Consider the following 17,405-nt stretch of genomic DNA (forward strand, 5'->3'; position numbering starts at 1 on the left):
TTGGCCGACAAGCGACGGGCGAAGGGAAGATGCGCGGATGGTGGGATCGCCCTCTGTCTCGCGCTGCGATACGCTCGCGCATGCGTCGTGTTTTTGGATACCTTCCCGACGGCTTTACCCTCGCGATTGTCGCGAGCGTGGGGGTTGCCTCAGTGTTGCCCTGCCACGGGGTCGGCGCGCGGATCTTCAATGCGCTGACCACGCTGGCGATCGCCATCATGTTTTTCCTTCAGGGCGCGCGGCTGTCGCGCGAGGCGGTGATCGCGGGCATCGCGCAGTGGCGCGTGCATGTGCTGATCCTGGCTTCGACCTTTCTGCTGTTCCCGTTGCTCGGCTTTGGTTTCCAGGCGCTGTTTCCGCACGCGCTGAGCCCGACGATCCTGATCGGTTTGCTTTATGTCTGCCTGCTGCCGTCGACGGTGCAATCCTCGATCGCCTTCACCTCGATCGGGCATGGCAATGTCCCGGCGGCGATCTGTGCGGCGACCGCCTCGACCCTGCTTGGCGTGGTGGTGACGCCGCTACTGACCACGCTGCTGCTCAAGACGCACGGCACCGGAGGCAGCAGCGGGCTGGAGTCTGTCGGCAGCATTTTCCTGGAGCTGCTGTTGCCCTTCGTCCTGGGCCAGCTGTTGCGGCCATGGATCGGCGGCTGGGCGGCGCGGAACCGCGAAATCTTAAAGTTCACCGATCGCGGCTCAGTGATCCTGGTCGTCTATACAGCCTTCAGCGCGGCGGTGATGCGCGGCATCTGGCATGAGTTGCCGCTTTATCGGTTTGGCGAAATCGTTTTGGCGAATGCCGTGCTGCTTACCGTTGTGCTGCTGATCACGACCTATGGCAGCCGCGCTTTGGGCTTCAAACGGCCGGAGGAGGTCACCATCGTTTTCTGCGGTTCGAAGAAAAGCGCCGCGACGGGGGTGCCGATGGCGAATGTATTGTTCAGCCCGGCCACGGTGGGGCTTATTTTGTTGCCGCTCATCATCTTCCACCAGATGCAGCTGATGATCTGCGCCGTGCTCGCGAAACGCTACGCGCGGGAGGCGGAGGCAGCGGACGCTGCGCGAGCGGTGGCGGCCGAATGAGCGATGTCGAGCCCGAGTGGCTGTTATGGGCGCGGGAAATCCAGGCGACGGCGCAGTCCGGCCTCGCTTTCACAAAAGATCCTTATGACGTCGAGCGCTATCAGGCGCTGACTGTTTTGGCCGCGCGAATCATCGAGGCGCATAGCGAGGAGGACGCACCGCGTCTCGCTGCGCTGTTTGGCGCCGAGCGTGGCTATGCAACGCCGAAAGTCGATGTCCGCGCGGCGGTCTTCGATGCGGAAGGCCGCATCCTGATGGTGCGCGAAGCGGCGGATGACGGCCGCTGGACGCTGCCTGGCGGATGGGCGGATGTGAACCAGACACCGGCGCAGAGCGTGGTGCGAGAGGCGCGGGAAGAATCGGGCTTCGAGGTCTCCGTGGTGAAGCTCGCGGCCTGCTGGGATCGCGCAGCCCAGGGACATACGCCACCCGGGCTCTTTTCCATCGTCAAGCTGTTCTACCTCTGCGCGGTGACCGGCGGTTCGGCTCGCACGAGCTTGGAGACAAGTGAAGTGGGTTTCTTTGCGGAGGATGCGCTGCCCGCGGACCTATCACTCGGCCGCGTTCTGCCGCGCCAGCTCGCGCGGATGTTCGCGCATTACCGCCAACCGGACATGGAGACGGAATACGATTGAGGCTGGTCGCTGCGGGTGGCGTTTACTGAGGTGTTACCCTGCAGACGACGACCCTCGCCGCGCCGTAACGGCGGTCGTCCAAAGGCGCGACATTCAGAGTGAGCGGATCGTCGATGCCGACCTCCGCCACGATGAGCGCATTCGCCGCGATCCAGCCCTGGGTGATCAGGGCCCCGAGCGCCTTTGGCACGAGGTCCTTGCCGTAAGGCGGATCGAGAAACACGAGACCGCAGGGAGAGCCCGGTGGCGGTCGTGTCGCGTCGCCGGGCACCACCTGACACGCAGCTTCCACCCCGAAGGTCGCGATGTTGCGGCGGAGCGCGGCCAGGGCCTTGGCGTCTCGCTCGATGAAATGGGCCGTGCCCGCGCCGCGTGACAAGGCTTCCAGGCCGAGCGCCCCGGTGCCCGCGAAGGCGTCCAGGACCGTGGCGCCGATGATGTCCCCATCGGCCCAAGGGGCGTGCATCAGCATGTCGAAGAGCGCCTGCCGGGCGCGGTCGGAGGTGGGGCGCGTGGCCCAGCCCGATGGGGCGACAATCTGCCGGCGACGGAAGCGGCCCCCAACAATCCTCACCTCGCGGCGCTCACTGGGCCGTGGCGGCCTTTGGGAGCTGCTCGCGCAGGATCTTGGCCGGCACTTCCTCCACCGACCCACGGGGCAACAGGCCGAGCTGAAAGGGACCGTAGGCGATCCGGATGAGGCGCGAAGTTTGCAGGTTGAGATGGGCCATGACGCGGCGGACTTCTCGGTTGCGGCCTTCGCGCAGACCAATGGAGAGCCAGGCGTTGTCGCCCTTGCGGCTGTCGAGGCCCGCGTCGATCGGGCCATAGCGCTCGCCTTCCACCGTCACACCGTGGGAAAGCGCGGCCAAAGCCTTCTCGTCGACATAGCCGTTCACGCGGACGCGGTAGCGGCGCAGCCAGCCGGTTTCCGGCCGCTCCAGCAGCCGCGCGAGCGCGCCGTCATTGGTGAGGAGCAGCAATCCCTCGCTGTTGAGATCGAGGCGGCCGATGCTGATGAGGCGCGGCAGGCCGGGCGGCAGTTTCTCGAAGACGGTGGGGCGTCCCTCGGGATCCTTATGCGTCGTCATCAGCCCTTCCGGCTTGTGGTAGCGGAAGAGCCGGGTGCGGGCCGGGGCCTCGATGACCTTGCCGTTGACCTGCACCACATCGCCGGGCGTCACGAAGCTCGCCGGATGGTCGAGTAGCTTGCCGTTGAGCTTGATGCGGCCCTCCGACAGCATCTTTTCGACGTCGCGGCGGCTGGCGACACCGGCTCGCGCGAGCCATTTGGCGATGCGCTCGCCACGCTCGACAGCCGGGGCGGCGGCAGGGGCGCCGCTGTCTTCGTCGGTCATGCGCAGGCGGCGATCAGGGCCGCGAAGATGCGGCGGTCGGCGGGGTCGGTGTTGAATTCCGGGTGCCACTGGACGCCGAGGCAGAAGCGGTAGCGCGGGTCCTCGATGCCCTCGACCACGCCGTCGGGCGCCACGGCATTGACGGTGACGCCGGGCCCGGCATCGCGCACCGCTTGGTGGTGCGAGGTATTCACCATCATCCGGTCGCTTCCCGCGATGCGGGCGAGCAGGCTGCCGGCGGTAAGGGCGACGGGGTGGCCAGGCTCGTCGTGCCGCGTCTTCTGCTCATGCGGCAGGTGGCCTGGAATGCTGTCCGGGATGTGCTGGATGAGGCTGCCGCCAAGCGCCACGGCGAGAAGCTGCTCGCCGCCGCAGATGCCGAGCAGCGGCATGTCCCGGCCGAGAGCGCCACACAGGAGGGCGAGTTCGGCGGCCGTGCGGCCGGTCTTGAGCACGACGGTGTCGTGGCGATCGGCATTGCCATACATGGCGGGATCGACGTCGAAGGCGCCGCCCGTGACGATGAGGGCGTCGATGCGGTCGAGCCAATCATCGGCGAGTTCGGGGTCATGGGGCAGAGCGACGGGCAGGCCACCAGCCGACGCGACCGCGCTCATGTAGTTCTGGCGTAGCGCGTACCAGGGGTATTTGGAGTAGCCGCCCGGCTCCTCGCTATCCAGCGTGATGCCGATGAGAGGGCGCGGCCGGGCTTTCATGCACCGAGCATCCCAAGCACGTCGGCAAGCGTGGCCTGGGCTTCACGGATACCGGGCGCCTCGGGGGCTAGGGCTCCGGCACGCAGGTAAACCAGGCTGCCCGGCGCGGTGAGGTCCCGCGCCTTGGCGACAAAGGGGGCGAGGGCTGTGTTGTCCGGCAGGGTGCCTTGGGCACCGGCCTCATCGAGTGTCACGATGAGGTCGCTGAGGGGCTTCAGCCAGGCGAAGCGCTCGTCCCCGAGAGCGGCCGCCAGCATTTTGTAGGGTTCGTCGGCGATGCCGACCTTGCGTGCCTCGGCATGCAGCAGGGCGCGGTGCAGGTCCATGATGGCATGCGATAGCGGGCGCTGGGCGGTGCTCGGGGTGGGTCTCGGCGATCGGCTGCTCATGGCGCCTAAATGCCATGAGGCGCGGGGACGGTCCACCGGCCTGGACCGGATGACCGGCACCCGGCAAGAAGCCGTTATGGACTCGATGGAGATCGCCCTGGAGGAGGCTCGCGCGGCGGCGGACCGCGGCGAAGTGCCGGTCGGCGCGGTGGTGCTGGACGCCGCCGGCCGGGTGCTGGCTCGGGCGGGCAACCGGACTGAAGCGGATTGCGATGCGGGCGCGCATGCGGAGCTGCTGGCGCTGCGGGCGGCGGCCCGGCTGGTGAGGTCGCCCCGGCTGCCAGGCTGCAGTCTGGTTGTGACGCTGGAGCCCTGCCCGATGTGCGCCCAGGCGGCAAGCTTCTTCCGCGTCAGCCGGATCGTTTTCGGCGCCTATGACCCGAAGGGCGGCGGGGTGGAGCATGGGGCGCGGGTGCTGGACGCCACCTCCTGCCATCACCGGCCCGAAGTGGTGGGTGGGGTCCGCGAGGCGGAATGCAGGGAGGTATTGCGGGCGTTCTTCGCGGCTCGGCGATAAGGGCGGCGGTTCGGTGATCACACCCCTCAAGCCTTACGCAGCACCGCGCGTGCGCCGAGGTTGATCACCAATACCGTCAGCATCACCAGAAGCGCCGCCGCGAAGGCCAAGGCATGGGCCGAGGCGAAGGGCTGGTTGATGAAGCTCCAGATCACATAGGTGAGGTAGCCCACCGGCTCATGCGTGAAGCGGCCGTTCCAGACGTAGTTCGACCACCCGGCCGTGTAGATCAGGGGCGCCGTCTCGCCGACCGAGATCGCCAAAGCGAGGAGGATCGAGGTGACGATGCCCGGCCGCGCCACCGGCAGCAGGACGCGGATCACCACCATACTCTCCGTGGCACCAAGGGCATAGGCGGCTTCCCGCATCGGCACGGGGATCTGGCGCATCACCAGCTCCGTCAGCTTCGCCATGTAGGGCAGGATGATGATCGCGAGGGTGATCGCCGCGGCCAAGGCGGAGAACTGCCAGCCGAGCCAGATGACCATCGTGACATAGGAAAAATAGCCCAGCACGATCGAGGGCACGCCGGTCAGCACATCCGCAAGGAAGCGGACGAGCGACCCGAAGCGGCCATTGCCGAATTCGGCAAGGTAGATACCGCCGCCGACCCCCACCGGCACACCGATGATCAGCGCGCCGAGCGAAAGCAGCAAGGTGCCGGTTATCGCGTTGAGAAGCCCGCCGCTGACGCCTTGCGTGATCTGGGTGAAGAGCTGCGGCGTGAAGGCAGAAAAGCCGCGCACCACGACCAGCACGATGATATCAGCGAGCGGCACCGCCACCAGAAGGAAAGCGATGATGCAGAGGCACCAGCCGATGCTGCTGCGCGCGCGGCGCCATGATACCGAGCGTGGAACCGACTTGCCGATGGCGGCCTCGAGCATCGAGCCGCGTGTCGCGGAAAGGTCAGCCACGGGCGTTGCTCCCCGACCGGACCAGCAACCTGGCCACGGCATTGACGAGCACCGTGATCACGAAAAGCACGATGGCGATTTCGGCGAGCGACTGCACAGCCAGGCCGGAGGGATCCTGCTCGGCGCTGTCGAGCTGCGATAGGATGAAAGAGGCCATGGTACTGATCGGGCTCATGATCGAATGCGGCAGGTAGTTCAGCGCGCCGCCTGAGACCATCAGCACCGCCATGGTCTCCCCCAGGGCGCGGCCGAGACCGAGGATGACGGCGCCGATGATCGCCGGGCGGACCATCGGGAGCATGGTTCGGCTCACCATCTCGAACTTGGTGGTGCCCAGAGCATAGGCCGCTTCCTTCGCCTCGCGCGGAACGCGGGTAAGGGCGTCGTAGACGGTGATCGTGATGATCGGGATGACCATGAGCGCGAGCACGAGCGAGGCCGCGAGGAGGCCGAAGCCGCCGCCGCCAGAGGCGCCGAAGAAGGGGATGAAGCCGAGCACGGCGGCAATGGCCGGGGCGAAGACATGGGCGACGAGCGGTACCAGCACGGTGACACCCCAGAGGCCGTAAACCACACTCGGCACCACGGCGAGCATTTCGACCACGATGGCGAAGGGCGTGCGGAACTTCGCGCCGACACCCTCGGCTAGGAAGATCGAGATGCCGAGGCTGACCGGCACCGCGATAAGGAGCGCGATGCCCGAACTCAGCAGAGTGCCCGCGACAAAGACAAGGCTGCCGTATTGCGCCCCGATCGGCGCGAGTACGCCATGCTTCGGCACCGGATCGGCGTAAAGATTGCCGAGGTCCCAGGTCTTGGTGAAGAGGAAGCCGAGGCCGTTGAAGCGGATCGCGGGCCAGGCATAGATCAGCAGGAACAGCAGCACCGCGACGATCACGAGAGGGATGATCGCCGCCAGGCCCAAAAGCGCCAGGCGAAACGGACCGGGGCCGACGCCGCTGCGGATCCGTCGGGAGCCGACGCCTGGCCGGGCGACGCCTTCCGAGGTCACTCCGGCAGGCGTACCGATCATCCTCTCGCTCATCAGACTATGAAGCGATCTGCGCGATCTGGGCGCGGCTCATCGCGCGGATCTTCTCGGGCAGCGGGATGAAGTGCACGGCGTCCAGGTAGGACGCGGCGCTGCCGCCGGCGGGGTCGACGGCCCAATCGAGCAGGCCGCGGATCGCTTTCGCCATGGCTTCGCTGGACTGGCGGCTGCTTACGACGGCGTATTCATAGTTGATGATCGGATAGGCCTGGGGGCCGGGCGCGAAGATCAGGCTGATGCGCTGGTCCTTCGGGGTCTTGTCGATCTGACCCTCGGCGGCGGCGGTGACCGTCTCGGTGGTAGGCAGCAGGAAATTGCCGTCCTTGTTCTGCAGCATCGCGGTGCCGAGGCCGGCGGCTGTAATCTGCTTGGCGAAGCTCACGCCGATATAGGAGATCGAGTAGGGGTTCTGCTGCGTGGTCTGCACCATGCCGGGATTGCCGATGGCGCCGATGCCGCCTTGCAGCGCCGGCCAGCTGACGGTGGTGCCATAGGCGACGCTGTTCATCCAGTCGGGCGTCGAGAATGAAAGATACTGGGTGAAGATGAAGGTATCGCCGCTCCCGTCAGTGCGATGAAGCGGCACGATGCCGTGCTTGGGCAGAGCGACGCCGGGGTTCAGCTTGGCGATAGCCGGATCGTCCCAGGAGGTGATCTTGCCGCCATAGATGCCGGCGAGCACGGGGCCGCTGAGCTTGAGGTGGCCGCCATTGAGGCCGGGCAGATTATAGACGACGTTCTGCGCCGAGATGGCGAGCGGGATGTTCAGCAGGTTCGGGTTTTTGCGCATCATCGGCGTCGCGACGTAGGCGTCCGAAGCACCGATCTGCGCGATGCCGGCGACCGCCTGGGCGATTCCGGTGCCGCTGCCCGTGCTTTGAGTCGTCACGCGCAGGCCGGGCGAAGTCTTCTGGTAGCCGGCGACCCAAAGGTTGAAGAGCGGATAGAGGAGGCTCGACCCGGTTTCGAGGATTGTGACCGAATCGGCGGCATGAGCGCTCGGCAGGAGGTTCGGGGCAACGAGCAGCGCCGCGGCGACGCCGGTTGATCTCAGAAATTGCGCGCGGGTTAGCCGCGCGGCCCGAAGGCGGTCGGTCATGGGTAATCTCCAAAGCGGGGAGGCACGCGGCCAAGGCGGCTGCGGCCTCGCTTTAGGGTGGGATAGCTGGCGCGACGATGACAGTCGCGTTGCAGTTTTATGACATCGGCCCACGACCTCCCCGCGATGACGCGGCGACCGGCCAAGAAAATCGTGGCATGCCGAGGCGGATGGCGATAGTCGCTACCGCAGGCCCGCTTGCCAGAAGATAATTCTCCCCGAGGTCCGATGCATGGAACTTGAGTCGCTTGCCCCCGCGCATCCCGCGATCCGTCGCCACCCCGAACTTGGCCTGTTGATGGCCGGAATGGCGATCCGGACGGATGGACCGCTCGGTCTGCCGTTCACAGTCTCCGGACCCCGGCAAGTGACGTTCGGCGCCTCGGCCCTGCCGAGCGGGGCCGAGGCGCTGTTTCATCTACGCCATGGGCTGGAGCTAGGGTGGCTCAGCGGACTTTGCGCGGCGCCAGTCGCGGGGCTTGCCGCCGCCCGCTGCGCGGCGCTGGCGATCGGGCTGGAGACGGCGAGCGATGGCGGGGTTTCGTTGCCTGCCTGGATCGCGCCGCTGGCGGGGCGATCGGCCCCCGACCTCAGTCTGTGTCGCCTCATCTGGACCCGGCTTTCCGCGCACCAGCCGGCGGCGGCGGCCGAGGTGCTGGATCGGGCGGATCATGAGAGGCTGAGCGAGGCCTGGCCGCTGATCGGCCCGACGGAATGGCTGATGGAACAGGGCGGCGACATTCGCCTTGGGAACAACCCGATCACCGGGCTCAATGGCTATGGCTGCAGTCATCGGCCGCGCCCCTGGGCGATTACCTTCGCCTCCTCGACCGCTTCGTCCTGTTCGGAGCGCGGCTTTCGTGGTGCAGAAGAGGCACGGCGACGGATGATGGGTGGCGCGCTGCAAAGCCATCGGCGCGGGGCGGTGGCGGCGGAGACTGCGGCCATCCGCCGGGGGATCGCGGACTTTTATCGGCTGCCGCAGGGCGCGGGTGTCGTTCTCGCCGCCTCGGGCACGGATTGCGAACTGATCGCGCTTGCCTTGGCACAAGCGTCTGGACCTTTGCCCGTCACCAACATTCTGATCGCACCGGAGGAAACCGGGAGCGGCGTGCCGCTGGCGGCGGTGGGGCGGCACTTCGCGGTCGATGCCGCGGCGGGCGCCATGGTGCCAAAGGGTGAACCAATCGCCGGGTTTCGGCCGGGTACCAGCCTGGTCTCGATCCCGGTGCGCTCGGCCGATGGCGGGCCGCGCTCAGCGGCGGAGGTTGATGCGGATTGCGTGGCAGCGGTGAAGGCGGCGATCGCCACCGGACGGCGCCCATTGCTGCATGTTCTCGACGTTTCCAAGACCGGCCTGCGCGCGCCGAGCCTGGCCTGTGCCGAAGCACTCGGCGCGTGTTATGCCGGTGCCTTCGACATCGTGGTCGATGCCTGCCAGGCGCGACTAGAGGACGGCGCAGTACGCGGGTTCCTCGAGCGCGGCTGGATAGTGCTGGTCACCGGGTCGAAGTTCTTCACCGGGCCGCCCTTCGCTGGCGCGGTTGTGGCGCCGGGACGCGTCTTGGAGCGCCTGAACGGCGGAGAGCTGCCAAGCGGTCTCGTCGATTATAGCGACGCGCTGGAATGGCCGGAGGGCATTTTCGCCGCGACGGCCCTGGACAGCGCGGGTAATCATGGACTTTGCCTGCGCTGGCACGCGGCGCTAGCCGAGATGGAGGCCTATGCGGCGGTTCCTCCCGCAGCGCGCAAAGCGCTGCTGCATCGCTTCATTCGGCATGTCGAAGGGGCGATCGCGGAGCATTCCGAACTGCAAGCGGTCCGTCTGCAACCGGACGCCGTGTCTGTCAGCGAATGGACGGAGACCGATACGATTCGCTGCTTCGCGATGCGGCGCCCCGCGGTGTCTGGTTTCCTGGATCTGGCCGAGGCGCGGCGGGTGTATCATTGGCTCAACGCGGATCTCGGCGAAGCGCTGCCCGAGAGCCTGATACGCGGGCCGGCGGAACGCGCGGCGATACGGCGGCGGTGCCATATCGGTCAGCCGGTGGCGATCGGGATCGGCGGCGAGCCCGCTGCCGTGTTGCGAGTGTCGGCCGGTGCCCGGCTGGTCTCGGGCGAGCCTTCGATGGCGCCACTGCCACCCAGTGCCCGGATGGACAGGGAGACGGCGGATGTGACGGTGTTGTTCCTCAAGCTCGTCATGATCTTGCGGCATTACGACCGCCTCGCCGTGGCCAATCCGCAGCCGACCTTCTCCTGATCACCGGTTGAGGATTCGAGCCGATCCCTGCACCGCGTTGCGGCGAAACGGCCCGCGCATTGCTGCGACGGGCCGTGTCGAGGAACGATCGCCTTTTGGCGACGCGCCTTTAGTAAAGCGTGGTCGACGCTCGACCGATTAGGTTGACGGCGGGAAGAGCGTGTGGGTTATGCCGAAGAGATTGATCGTCGTGCCATCTGTGAGCTTGATCACGTCCGAGCCATTGACGACTCCTTCGGACTTGATCGCATTGCCCACATAATTGCCGAATATGATCTTGTCCCCTTCTGTCAGGTTATAGATCGTTTCTACGCCGCCAGCGTGACCGGCCAGGAACGAGTAGGTATCGTTTCCGGTGCCGCCACCAATGACCGTGGAGCTTCCTGTCCCGCCTACAACAGTATCGGCAGCCTTATTCAGCCCGATTAGAGCAGTTGTAGTGCCTACTGAATTGGTAGCGGTAATGCCCGCTGGATCCGGACTGGTGCTGAAAAGCTCGGGGCCCGTACCCGTGACGCCGACCATGAGGGAGGTTCCGGTGCCGCCGATGAGGGTGATGGGACCACTTCCGCGCGCGAACTCGACGTCGTTGAAACCACCGCCAATTGTCGACGAACCAGTGCCCGACCCACCCACGAGTGTGTTGTTGCCTGCCCCGCCCGCAAGGAAGGTCGACGCCGAGCCAGTGCCGCCGAACAAGGTAGAATGACCGCTGCCACCGATGACGGAGACAGCGCCAGCACCACCAACGAAGTAGAGATTGCCGCCACCCGAGCCATTCACGACCACCGGGCCGCTGCTACCACCGATGATGGTGTTGCTGCCCGAACTGGCCGTTATGGTGTCGGAACCGCCAGCATAGATTTTATCGTCGCCGGTGCCGGTGTTGAAGGATGTGCCGGACGACAGACCGCCTTGCAGGAATACATCGAGATCGCCGCTGCCGGTGACGGTGTCGCCGCCCGCCAGGTCATAGAAGGACTGGTAGTCAGATGGAACGGTCGTGTCTGTCACGCCCGTAAGCAAGGCCAGCGTCGCATTTGGCGACAGGGATGCATCAGGAACAGATCCCACACCGCTGTAGTCGGCGGTGTTGGCGCCGATTGCGTCGCCAGTTCCGAAGAAGCTGGCGAAATCGGCTTGCGCAAATCCGTTATAGGCTGAGCTTGGGCCTGTAAAATTAAATGGAGCTAGAGCCCCACCCACGGTCACGCCAGTCATTCAATGCCTCCTTAAAACGCACCCAAAGGGCAGCAATCCCGGGATGCACATACGTTACGATATAGTAATTTAATAGGTCGAACGGGTGCTGCATCGCAACTGAAATTCACGCCGTTGCGATGCTCGGATTGCTCAAAGATTAAGGTTTACGCGCGGGTTTAGCGATGAGGCCCGTCGCTAGCAGCGACCAACCTTCGAGCGAGGCGCAGCATCTCCTGGCGATCCGTTTCTCTTAACTGTCTATACAGTCTCAATAAGGCCCATTCATCGGCGGTCTCGGCATTGTCCGCCCAGGGCCCCGAATCGCCATTCAGCAGAAAGCCCAACGACACGCCGAGCACCGCCGCGACGCGTGTCAGATTGGCGCGCACCTGCCCCGTGCGCTCCGTCTCCCACTGTGCCACCGCACTTCGGGATACGCCGACATTGTGAGCCAAGGCTTCCTGCGTCAGACCGAGCGCTTGACGCGCCTCCCGTATCCGGGAACCGATCTGTGGCTGCCCCTGTGTGGGGCGGAAAATCCGATCCGCCGTCAAAACCGACATTGCACACCCACTTTCGTTGCGATTGCATTTCAATGTTAGTTGCACTAACATATCGTTTACGTACGCAGAGGGGAGGTCATCTTGTTATTTAACCAGAATGTTCCGCCTACGGATGGGAACCTAGTTCATCCCATACCGCTCGCTCAAGCGCTATTTGCCGACCAAGCATGGAACGACGTGGAGGAGGCCGCGCGCGCGCCGCTACCCCCCGGTCATCCGCGCAGCTGGGCGATCCTGGTCCGCGGCACACTGCTGGAGGACGAGGCCTATCGCCTTGGATCCCCGACCGATCGCTCGACAGAGTCACGGGCGGAGCCCCGGTCGTGACCGGACGTCGGACGTCACCGGAGATTGAGGCGCTGGTGGCGCTGCTTGAGGAAGCCGGCGCAACGCTGCTCTCCTTGCCGCCCTCCGGCTATTCGACCGCGCTTCGCAGCGGCGCGCTTCCCTTCGTCCGCGAAGCGGGCGATGCCTATGGCTGGGACAATGGACCACTTCGGCCGCCGGTGCCCTCCGCGGCACGCATCAGCCGGATGGACGCGACCTTCGCCAAGATCCTGCTGATCCCCGAGGATCGGCTGCTGCTACGCCGCGTCGTGGGATGCCGGGCGCTGGTGCATCCGCTTACCGGCCGCCATCTGTACGCCTGGCGGCGGCTAGCCGAGATGTTGGGATCCGATCATAAGGCCGTGCAGCGCTGGCACATGGCGGGAATCGACCTTATCCTGCTCGCTCTACGTGCCAGGGCCGTGACCCTCTCTGCCACAAACCAGCAAGGCAAGTTATACAGCCTCACCGCGGCGGGCTTGCCGCCCTAGCTAAGGACCAGGTTACAGCGTGACGATAGAGACGCGGATACTTTGCCTCGCGGACCGGCTTTCCGTGGCAACCGGCCTGGGCACCCGCGCCCTCGAAGCCGACAGTCTGATCGACGCGGCACTCTCCCGCACCCCTGACGTCTCATTCGGGACGGACGCGGACAGCAACCGCGTCCGAGAGTCCCTGGGCAGGCTCTGTGATGCACTCGACCGGGAAGCCGGTCTCTCGCTGGTCGGGCGTATAGCGGCGCGCTGGGATGCCCTGCGATGTCTCGGCAACCTGCTCCGCTTGCGGGAGGAGGAGCGGCGAAGACCGGAGATCGCCGCAGTTGCGATCGACCAGCCGCTCATCATCACCGGCCTGCCACGCAGCGGCACGACCTTCCTCCACCGCCTGCTGGATTGCGACACCGCAAATCTCAGCCCAAGCTGTTGGCAGGTGATGGCGCCCTACCCGCCCCGCCGCGGCGCCGATCGCCGCGTCCGGGCGACCGAACGCCAGCTACAAAGCTTCGCGCGGATGGCGCCCGATTTCCGCAGCGTGCATCCGCTTTCGGCCAGCATGCCGCAGGAATGCACCGAGATCACCGCCCAGGTGTTCCAGTCGCTGCGCTACGACACCACCTTCCGCATTCCATCATATCTCGCCTGGCTCGATGCCGAGGGGCACCGCGACGCCTATCGTTTCCACAAGCGCTTCCTGCAGCATTTGCAGTTCCAGCGCGGCAAGGCGGCCGGTGAGACGCGCTGGGTGCTAAAATGCCCCGACCATGTTTTCGCGCTCGATGCCGTCCGCGCGGTCTATCCCGACGCGCGGATCGTTTTCGTCCATCGCGACCCCCCAAAGGTGCTGGCTTCGGTGGCGCGGTTGACCGAGATCCTGCGAGGCCCCTTTGCCCGCGTGATCAGCCGCGAGGAAATCGGCCATCAGGTCGCGGCACGCTGGGAACAGGGTGCGCGCGCCATGATCGCCGCGGCGCCAGCCGGCCGTAACGGCGGCGACGGCATCTTTCATGTGCAGTACAAGGATTTCGCGCGCGAACCTTTGGGGACCATCAAGGATCTATATAGCTATTTCGACATGCCTCTGGACGAGCACGCCTCGTCAAGGATGGCGGCTGAGGTCGCTGACCGCCCGCGAGGTGGCTACGGCGCGAACATCTACAATTTGCGCGACCATGGGTTGGAGCTGACACAAGAACGCGCCCGGTTCCTGGACTACACGGCCCATTTCGATATCGCGGCTGAGGCGCAGGCGTCCTAGTCTTTACGATTGGGTAACATTTTCCTTGACGGGCGCCCCATATTTCGGTATAGAAATAAGTATGATGGTGGTTTGCGCGGCACGGTGAGTTGAACCGGGCGCCGAGGCAGCGGCATCTAATCGCATTCTCTAATTCCATTCTCGCAGTGACGTGCGGCGCAGATTCTTTGCCGCACGCCGCTGCGTATTTATTCCCAACCATCCAGTCTTACAGGGTGGCAGCTTCGCGGCGCCCGGTAGCCAACGCCGGGAGGTCAGCACGCTGCATGGCGGTGGTTCCCAGTCTGCTCGAATGGGCAGAGATCGCGCTTGAGGCCTATGGGCAAAAGCCCGCCGACCATCACCGACTTTTGCTGGCGAAGCTGGATGCCGCGAGTCGCGGTGAGATCGAGCGACTGATGGTGTTGATGCCGCCGGGATCGGCGAAATCGACCTACGCCTCGGTTTTGTTTCCGGCATGGTGGTTCGCCGCGCATCCGCGTTCCGCGATGATCGCCACTTCGCATACGGAAAGCCTCGCCAGCCATTTCGGGCGGCGGACGCGGCAGCTGATACAGGCGCACGCGGGCACACTGGGCTATAAACTGGAGCCCGACGAACGAGCGGCGCATCGCTGGCGCACCTCGCGCGGGGGCGAGTATTTCGCGACGGGTATGCGCGGACCGATCGCCGGACGCCGCGCCGACCTGGCAATCATCGACGATCCGGTGAAGTCCTTTGCGGAGGCGGATTCGCCGACCGCGCGGGAGCATGCATGGCAATGGTATCGCGCCGATCTGGTGCCTCGCCTCAAGCCGCGCGGCCGCATCATTCTGGTGATGACGCGCTGGCATCAGGACGATCTGGGCGGCCGGATCCTCGACACCGAGAAGAACTGGACGGTGGTGCGGCTTCCCGCCTTGGCCGAAGCAGAGGACCCGCTGGGTCGCCAGCCGGGTGATGCGCTCTGGCCGGAATGGGAAGATGCAGCGGCGATCGAGCGCAAACGCCTGGTCGTCGGCGACCGCACCTTCTCCGCGCTCTACCAGCAGGACCCCAAGCCGCAGAGCGGCGGCCTGTTTCTGGTCGATCGCATCCCGACCCTCGAACACGCGGCGGAAGACTCTGTCGCGGCAGTGCGCGCCTGGGACCTTGCCGCGGCGATCCCTGGGCCGGGACGCGATCCGGATTGGACCGTTGGACTGCGGCTGGAGCGTGATGCGGAGGGCAACCTTCTCGTGACCGACGTGCAGCGCCTGCGCGGTTCGCCGGGGGAGGTAGAGGCGGTGATCTTGGCGAGTGCGCGCGAGGATGGCGCGGAGGTGCTGATTTCCCTGCCGCAAGATCCAGGCCAGGCGGGGCGTGCGCAGGTCGCTTATCTGACGCGGCGCCTAGCTGGTTTTCGTGTGACGGCGACGCCGGAAACAGGCTCGAAGATCACCCGTGCGTCGCCCGTTGCCGCCCAGGTTGAGGCCGGCAATCTGCGTCTGCTGCGCGGGCGCTGGAACCTGCCGTTCCTCGATGAGCTACGGGACTTCCCGCATGGCAACAAGGACGACCAGGTCGATGCGCTGTCTCGCGCCTTCATGACGCTGCTGCCGCCGGATGCGCCGACGCGACGCCTGCATATTCCCCATCTCGGGCGCTAACCACTCTTCCCATCCGCGAGGCCGCTCATGTTCGATACGATTCGCGCGCTCATTCCGCGCGACCCGGACTATCCGCCGCGCGTCGCCACGCTCGACCTCCTGCGGCGGACCTTGAACGGCACGCTGTACGACGTGCTGCCCTATCAGTTTCATGAGGAGCGCTCGGCGAGCGGCGAGTATATCCCGCTGCGCGACCGCCGCCCTTCCGTGCGTTATGCCCTGCCGCGCATCGTGGTGGAGGATAGTGTCGCCCTGCTGTTCAGCGAGGGGCACTTCCCGGCGATCGATTCGCCCGATGCCGATATTCGCGGCTTCTTCGCGGATCTGGTGCAGGAGACTGGGCTTAACGAGATCATGATCGATGCGGCGATCCGTGGCTCGATCGGATCGGTGGCGTTGCTGCTGCGCATATTGAAGGGCCGCGTCTTCGTCTCCGTGCTCGACAGCATTTTCCTCACGCCAGTCTGGCAAACGGAAGCCCCCGATACTCTTGCTTCCGTCACCGAGCGCTACAAGGTGCAGGGCGCCGTGCTGGCGGCACAGGGCTATGCGATCGAGGATCTTGGCGCCGACTATTGGTTCATGCGCCGCTGGGATGCGGAGGCCGAGACTTGGTTCCAGCCCTGGCCCGTCAGTTGGCCGGCGGAACTCGCACCTGAGATCGATGCCGCGCGCACGTTGAGCCATGATCTCGGCTTCGTTCCGCTCGTCTGGATACGCAACCTGCCCGGCGGAACGGGCTTAGGTGGCGGCGAGATCGATGGGGCCGCGACGTTCCGCGCCGCCATCGAGACCGGCATCGAAATCGACTACTAGCTATCGCAAGCAGGTCGCGGGCTGAAATACAGCTCCGACCCGACACTGCTCATCAAGGAGCCGGCGACACCCGATCGCGAGATCATCAAAGGTGCCGGCAATGCCTTGGTCGTCAGCAAGGATGGCGACGCACGGCTGCTGGAGATCGGCGGCACGGCGGCGAATGCGGTCATCGATTATGTTCGCGCGCTGCGGGAATTTGCGCTGGAAAGCGTACACGGCAATCGCGCGAGCGCAGACCGTATTGCCGCCGCACAGTCAGGCCGCGCGCTCGAACTCATGAACCAAGGGCTTATCTGGCTCGCCGACAATCTCCGCATCTCCTATGGCGAGAGCGGGCTTCTGCCTCTGGCACGGATGATCGCGCGGGCGACGGAACGCTACACCATCACGGTGATGGGGCGTGCCGCGCCGCCAATCAGCGAAGGTAGCCGGCTCTCGCTGCGGTGGCGGCCCTGGTATCCGTCCTCGCCCGCCGACCGTTTGGCCGAAGCGCAGACCCTGCAGACGCTCTGCGCGGCCGGGCTGATCAGCCGGGAGACGGCGACCCGTTCGCTGGCCGACACCTACGGCATCGCGGATGTCGCCGCCGAACTTTCCAGCATCGCAAAGGACACACAGACCTCATGACGACGGCTGACGGCACATTTCCGGCCACCGAGACGCCGGCCGGCGAGACCATGGAGGCGTTGCGGATGCGCGCGGCGCAGCTTGAGCAACAGGTACGCTCGCTCGGCGAACAGTCGCGGGCCAATCTCATTCGCGCCGAGCTGAAGGCCGAGGCGCTGCGCGCCGGCATGGTCGATCTCGATGGGCTCAAGCTCATCGATCCGGCAGAGCTTTCCTGGACGGAGGGCGGCGAGGTCGAAGGGGCCGCGGCGCTCATTCAACGTTTCCGGCGGGCGAAGCCTTGGCTGTTTGCTTCCGGTTCCAGCGCCATCGCCGCCGCGCCACCGCCTTCCCAGCCGCCGCGTCAGAAGGCGGCCTTAGAGATGAGCCACGACGAATATCGCATCGCCCGCGCTGCCCTGCTGCGACGCCTCTAAGCGCGACGCGCCTTCTCACACCAGCCACGCACGAGGA

At 65.6% G+C, this 17,405-nt stretch carries 19 protein-coding genes; 10 read left to right on the forward strand and 9 right to left on the reverse strand.

Annotation, left to right across the window (positions count from 1 at the left end):
• Positions 1-80: 80 nt before the first annotated feature.
• Complete coding sequence (locus GSQ83_RS00820; RefSeq protein WP_158800819.1) at positions 81-1,085, forward strand: bile acid:sodium symporter family protein; 1,005 nt, start codon at positions 81-83, stop codon at positions 1,083-1,085.
• The gene (locus tag GSQ83_RS00825; protein WP_158800820.1) at positions 1,082-1,720 is read left to right on the forward strand and encodes an NUDIX hydrolase; all 639 of its coding nucleotides are present in this window, start codon (positions 1,082-1,084) and stop codon (positions 1,718-1,720) included. The genes GSQ83_RS00820 and GSQ83_RS00825 overlap by 4 nt, the downstream gene beginning before the upstream one ends.
• A 22-nt stretch (positions 1,721-1,742) precedes the next feature.
• Here GSQ83_RS00825 and rsmD read toward each other — a convergent pair whose 3' ends face one another.
• From rsmD to GSQ83_RS00845, 4 genes are read right to left on the reverse strand one after another with little or no spacing between them, the layout of a single operon-like run.
• On the reverse strand, positions 1,743-2,294 hold the full coding sequence (gene rsmD, locus GSQ83_RS00830) for a 16S rRNA (guanine(966)-N(2))-methyltransferase RsmD (RefSeq protein WP_158800821.1): 552 nt from the start codon (positions 2,292-2,294) through the stop codon (positions 1,743-1,745).
• A 10-nt stretch (positions 2,295-2,304) separates the two neighbouring features.
• Positions 2,305-3,078, reverse strand: a complete 774-nt coding sequence (locus GSQ83_RS30220) for a pseudouridine synthase (protein WP_158800822.1) — start codon at positions 3,076-3,078, stop codon at positions 2,305-2,307.
• Positions 3,075-3,794, reverse strand: coding sequence for a gamma-glutamyl-gamma-aminobutyrate hydrolase family protein (locus GSQ83_RS00840; RefSeq protein ID WP_158800823.1), 720 nt, complete (start codon positions 3,792-3,794; stop codon positions 3,075-3,077). Before GSQ83_RS00840 ends, GSQ83_RS30220 begins: the two co-directional genes overlap by 4 nt.
• Positions 3,791-4,120: a hypothetical protein gene (locus GSQ83_RS00845; protein WP_216849854.1), complete on the reverse strand. Its 330-nt coding sequence runs from the start codon at positions 4,118-4,120 to the stop codon at positions 3,791-3,793. Before GSQ83_RS00845 ends, GSQ83_RS00840 begins: the two co-directional genes overlap by 4 nt.
• A gap of 139 nt (positions 4,121-4,259) precedes the next feature.
• Between GSQ83_RS00845 and GSQ83_RS00850 the strand changes: the two genes are divergently transcribed.
• Positions 4,260-4,700: a nucleoside deaminase gene (locus GSQ83_RS00850; RefSeq protein WP_158800858.1), complete on the forward strand. Its 441-nt coding sequence runs from the start codon at positions 4,260-4,262 to the stop codon at positions 4,698-4,700.
• 26 nt (positions 4,701-4,726) lie between these two features.
• On the opposite strand, the gene pstA is transcribed toward GSQ83_RS00850, so the two are convergent.
• From pstA to pstS, 3 genes are read right to left on the reverse strand one after another with little or no spacing between them, the layout of a single operon-like run.
• Complete coding sequence (gene pstA / locus GSQ83_RS00855) at positions 4,727-5,617, reverse strand: phosphate ABC transporter permease PstA (protein WP_254065429.1); 891 nt, start codon at positions 5,615-5,617, stop codon at positions 4,727-4,729.
• On the reverse strand, positions 5,610-6,650 hold the full coding sequence (gene pstC, locus GSQ83_RS00860) for a phosphate ABC transporter permease subunit PstC (protein WP_158800825.1): 1,041 nt from the start codon (positions 6,648-6,650) through the stop codon (positions 5,610-5,612). The genes pstA and pstC overlap by 8 nt, the downstream gene beginning before the upstream one ends.
• Positions 6,651-6,666: 16 nt before the next feature.
• Positions 6,667-7,767 carry a phosphate ABC transporter substrate-binding protein PstS gene (pstS, locus tag GSQ83_RS00865; protein ID WP_158800826.1) on the reverse strand — a complete coding sequence of 367 codons (1,101 nt, stop codon included), beginning with the start codon at positions 7,765-7,767 and terminating at the stop codon, positions 6,667-6,669.
• A 232-nt stretch (positions 7,768-7,999) separates the two neighbouring features.
• On the opposite strand from pstS, the gene GSQ83_RS00870 reads away from it, so the two are divergent.
• Positions 8,000-10,030 carry a hypothetical protein gene (locus GSQ83_RS00870; RefSeq protein ID WP_158800827.1) on the forward strand — a complete coding sequence of 677 codons (2,031 nt, stop codon included), beginning with the start codon at positions 8,000-8,002 and terminating at the stop codon, positions 10,028-10,030.
• Positions 10,031-10,168: 138 nt separating this feature from the next.
• On the opposite strand, the gene GSQ83_RS00875 is transcribed toward GSQ83_RS00870, so the two are convergent.
• Positions 10,169-11,251, reverse strand: a complete 1,083-nt coding sequence (locus tag GSQ83_RS00875) for a calcium-binding protein (RefSeq protein ID WP_158800828.1) — start codon at positions 11,249-11,251, stop codon at positions 10,169-10,171.
• Positions 11,252-11,409: 158 nt separating this feature from the next.
• A complete protein-coding gene (locus GSQ83_RS00880) occupies positions 11,410-11,796 on the reverse strand; it encodes a helix-turn-helix domain-containing protein (protein ID WP_158800829.1) in 387 nt (128 codons plus the stop codon).
• Between the two features lie 323 nt (positions 11,797-12,119).
• Between GSQ83_RS00880 and GSQ83_RS00885 the strand changes: the two genes are divergently transcribed.
• The 6 genes from GSQ83_RS00885 (at position 12,120) to GSQ83_RS00905 (ending at position 17,368) form a co-directional block, all read left to right on the forward strand.
• Positions 12,120-12,614, forward strand: a complete 495-nt coding sequence (locus GSQ83_RS00885; protein ID WP_158800830.1) for a DUF6362 family protein — start codon at positions 12,120-12,122, stop codon at positions 12,612-12,614.
• Between the two features lie 19 nt (positions 12,615-12,633).
• Positions 12,634-13,878, forward strand: coding sequence for a sulfotransferase (locus GSQ83_RS00890; protein WP_158800831.1), 1,245 nt, complete (start codon positions 12,634-12,636; stop codon positions 13,876-13,878).
• Between the two features lie 266 nt (positions 13,879-14,144).
• A complete protein-coding gene (gene terL / locus GSQ83_RS00895; RefSeq protein WP_158800832.1) occupies positions 14,145-15,506 on the forward strand; it encodes a phage terminase large subunit in 1,362 nt (453 codons plus the stop codon).
• 27 nt (positions 15,507-15,533) lie between these two features.
• Positions 15,534-16,322 carry a hypothetical protein gene (locus tag GSQ83_RS30225; protein WP_254065430.1) on the forward strand — a complete coding sequence of 263 codons (789 nt, stop codon included), beginning with the start codon at positions 15,534-15,536 and terminating at the stop codon, positions 16,320-16,322.
• A 105-nt stretch (positions 16,323-16,427) separates the two neighbouring features.
• Entirely contained in the window at positions 16,428-16,952 is a 525-nt protein-coding gene (locus GSQ83_RS30230) for a hypothetical protein (RefSeq protein WP_254065431.1), read from the forward strand.
• Positions 16,949-17,368 carry a hypothetical protein gene (locus GSQ83_RS00905; RefSeq protein ID WP_158800833.1) on the forward strand — a complete coding sequence of 140 codons (420 nt, stop codon included), beginning with the start codon at positions 16,949-16,951 and terminating at the stop codon, positions 17,366-17,368. Before GSQ83_RS30230 ends, GSQ83_RS00905 begins: the two co-directional genes overlap by 4 nt.
• Positions 17,369-17,405 lie beyond the last annotated feature (37 nt).

This window comes from Acidisoma sp. L85, from assembly GCF_009765865.1.
Taxonomy (GTDB): Bacteria; Pseudomonadota; Alphaproteobacteria; order Acetobacterales; family Acetobacteraceae; genus Acidisoma.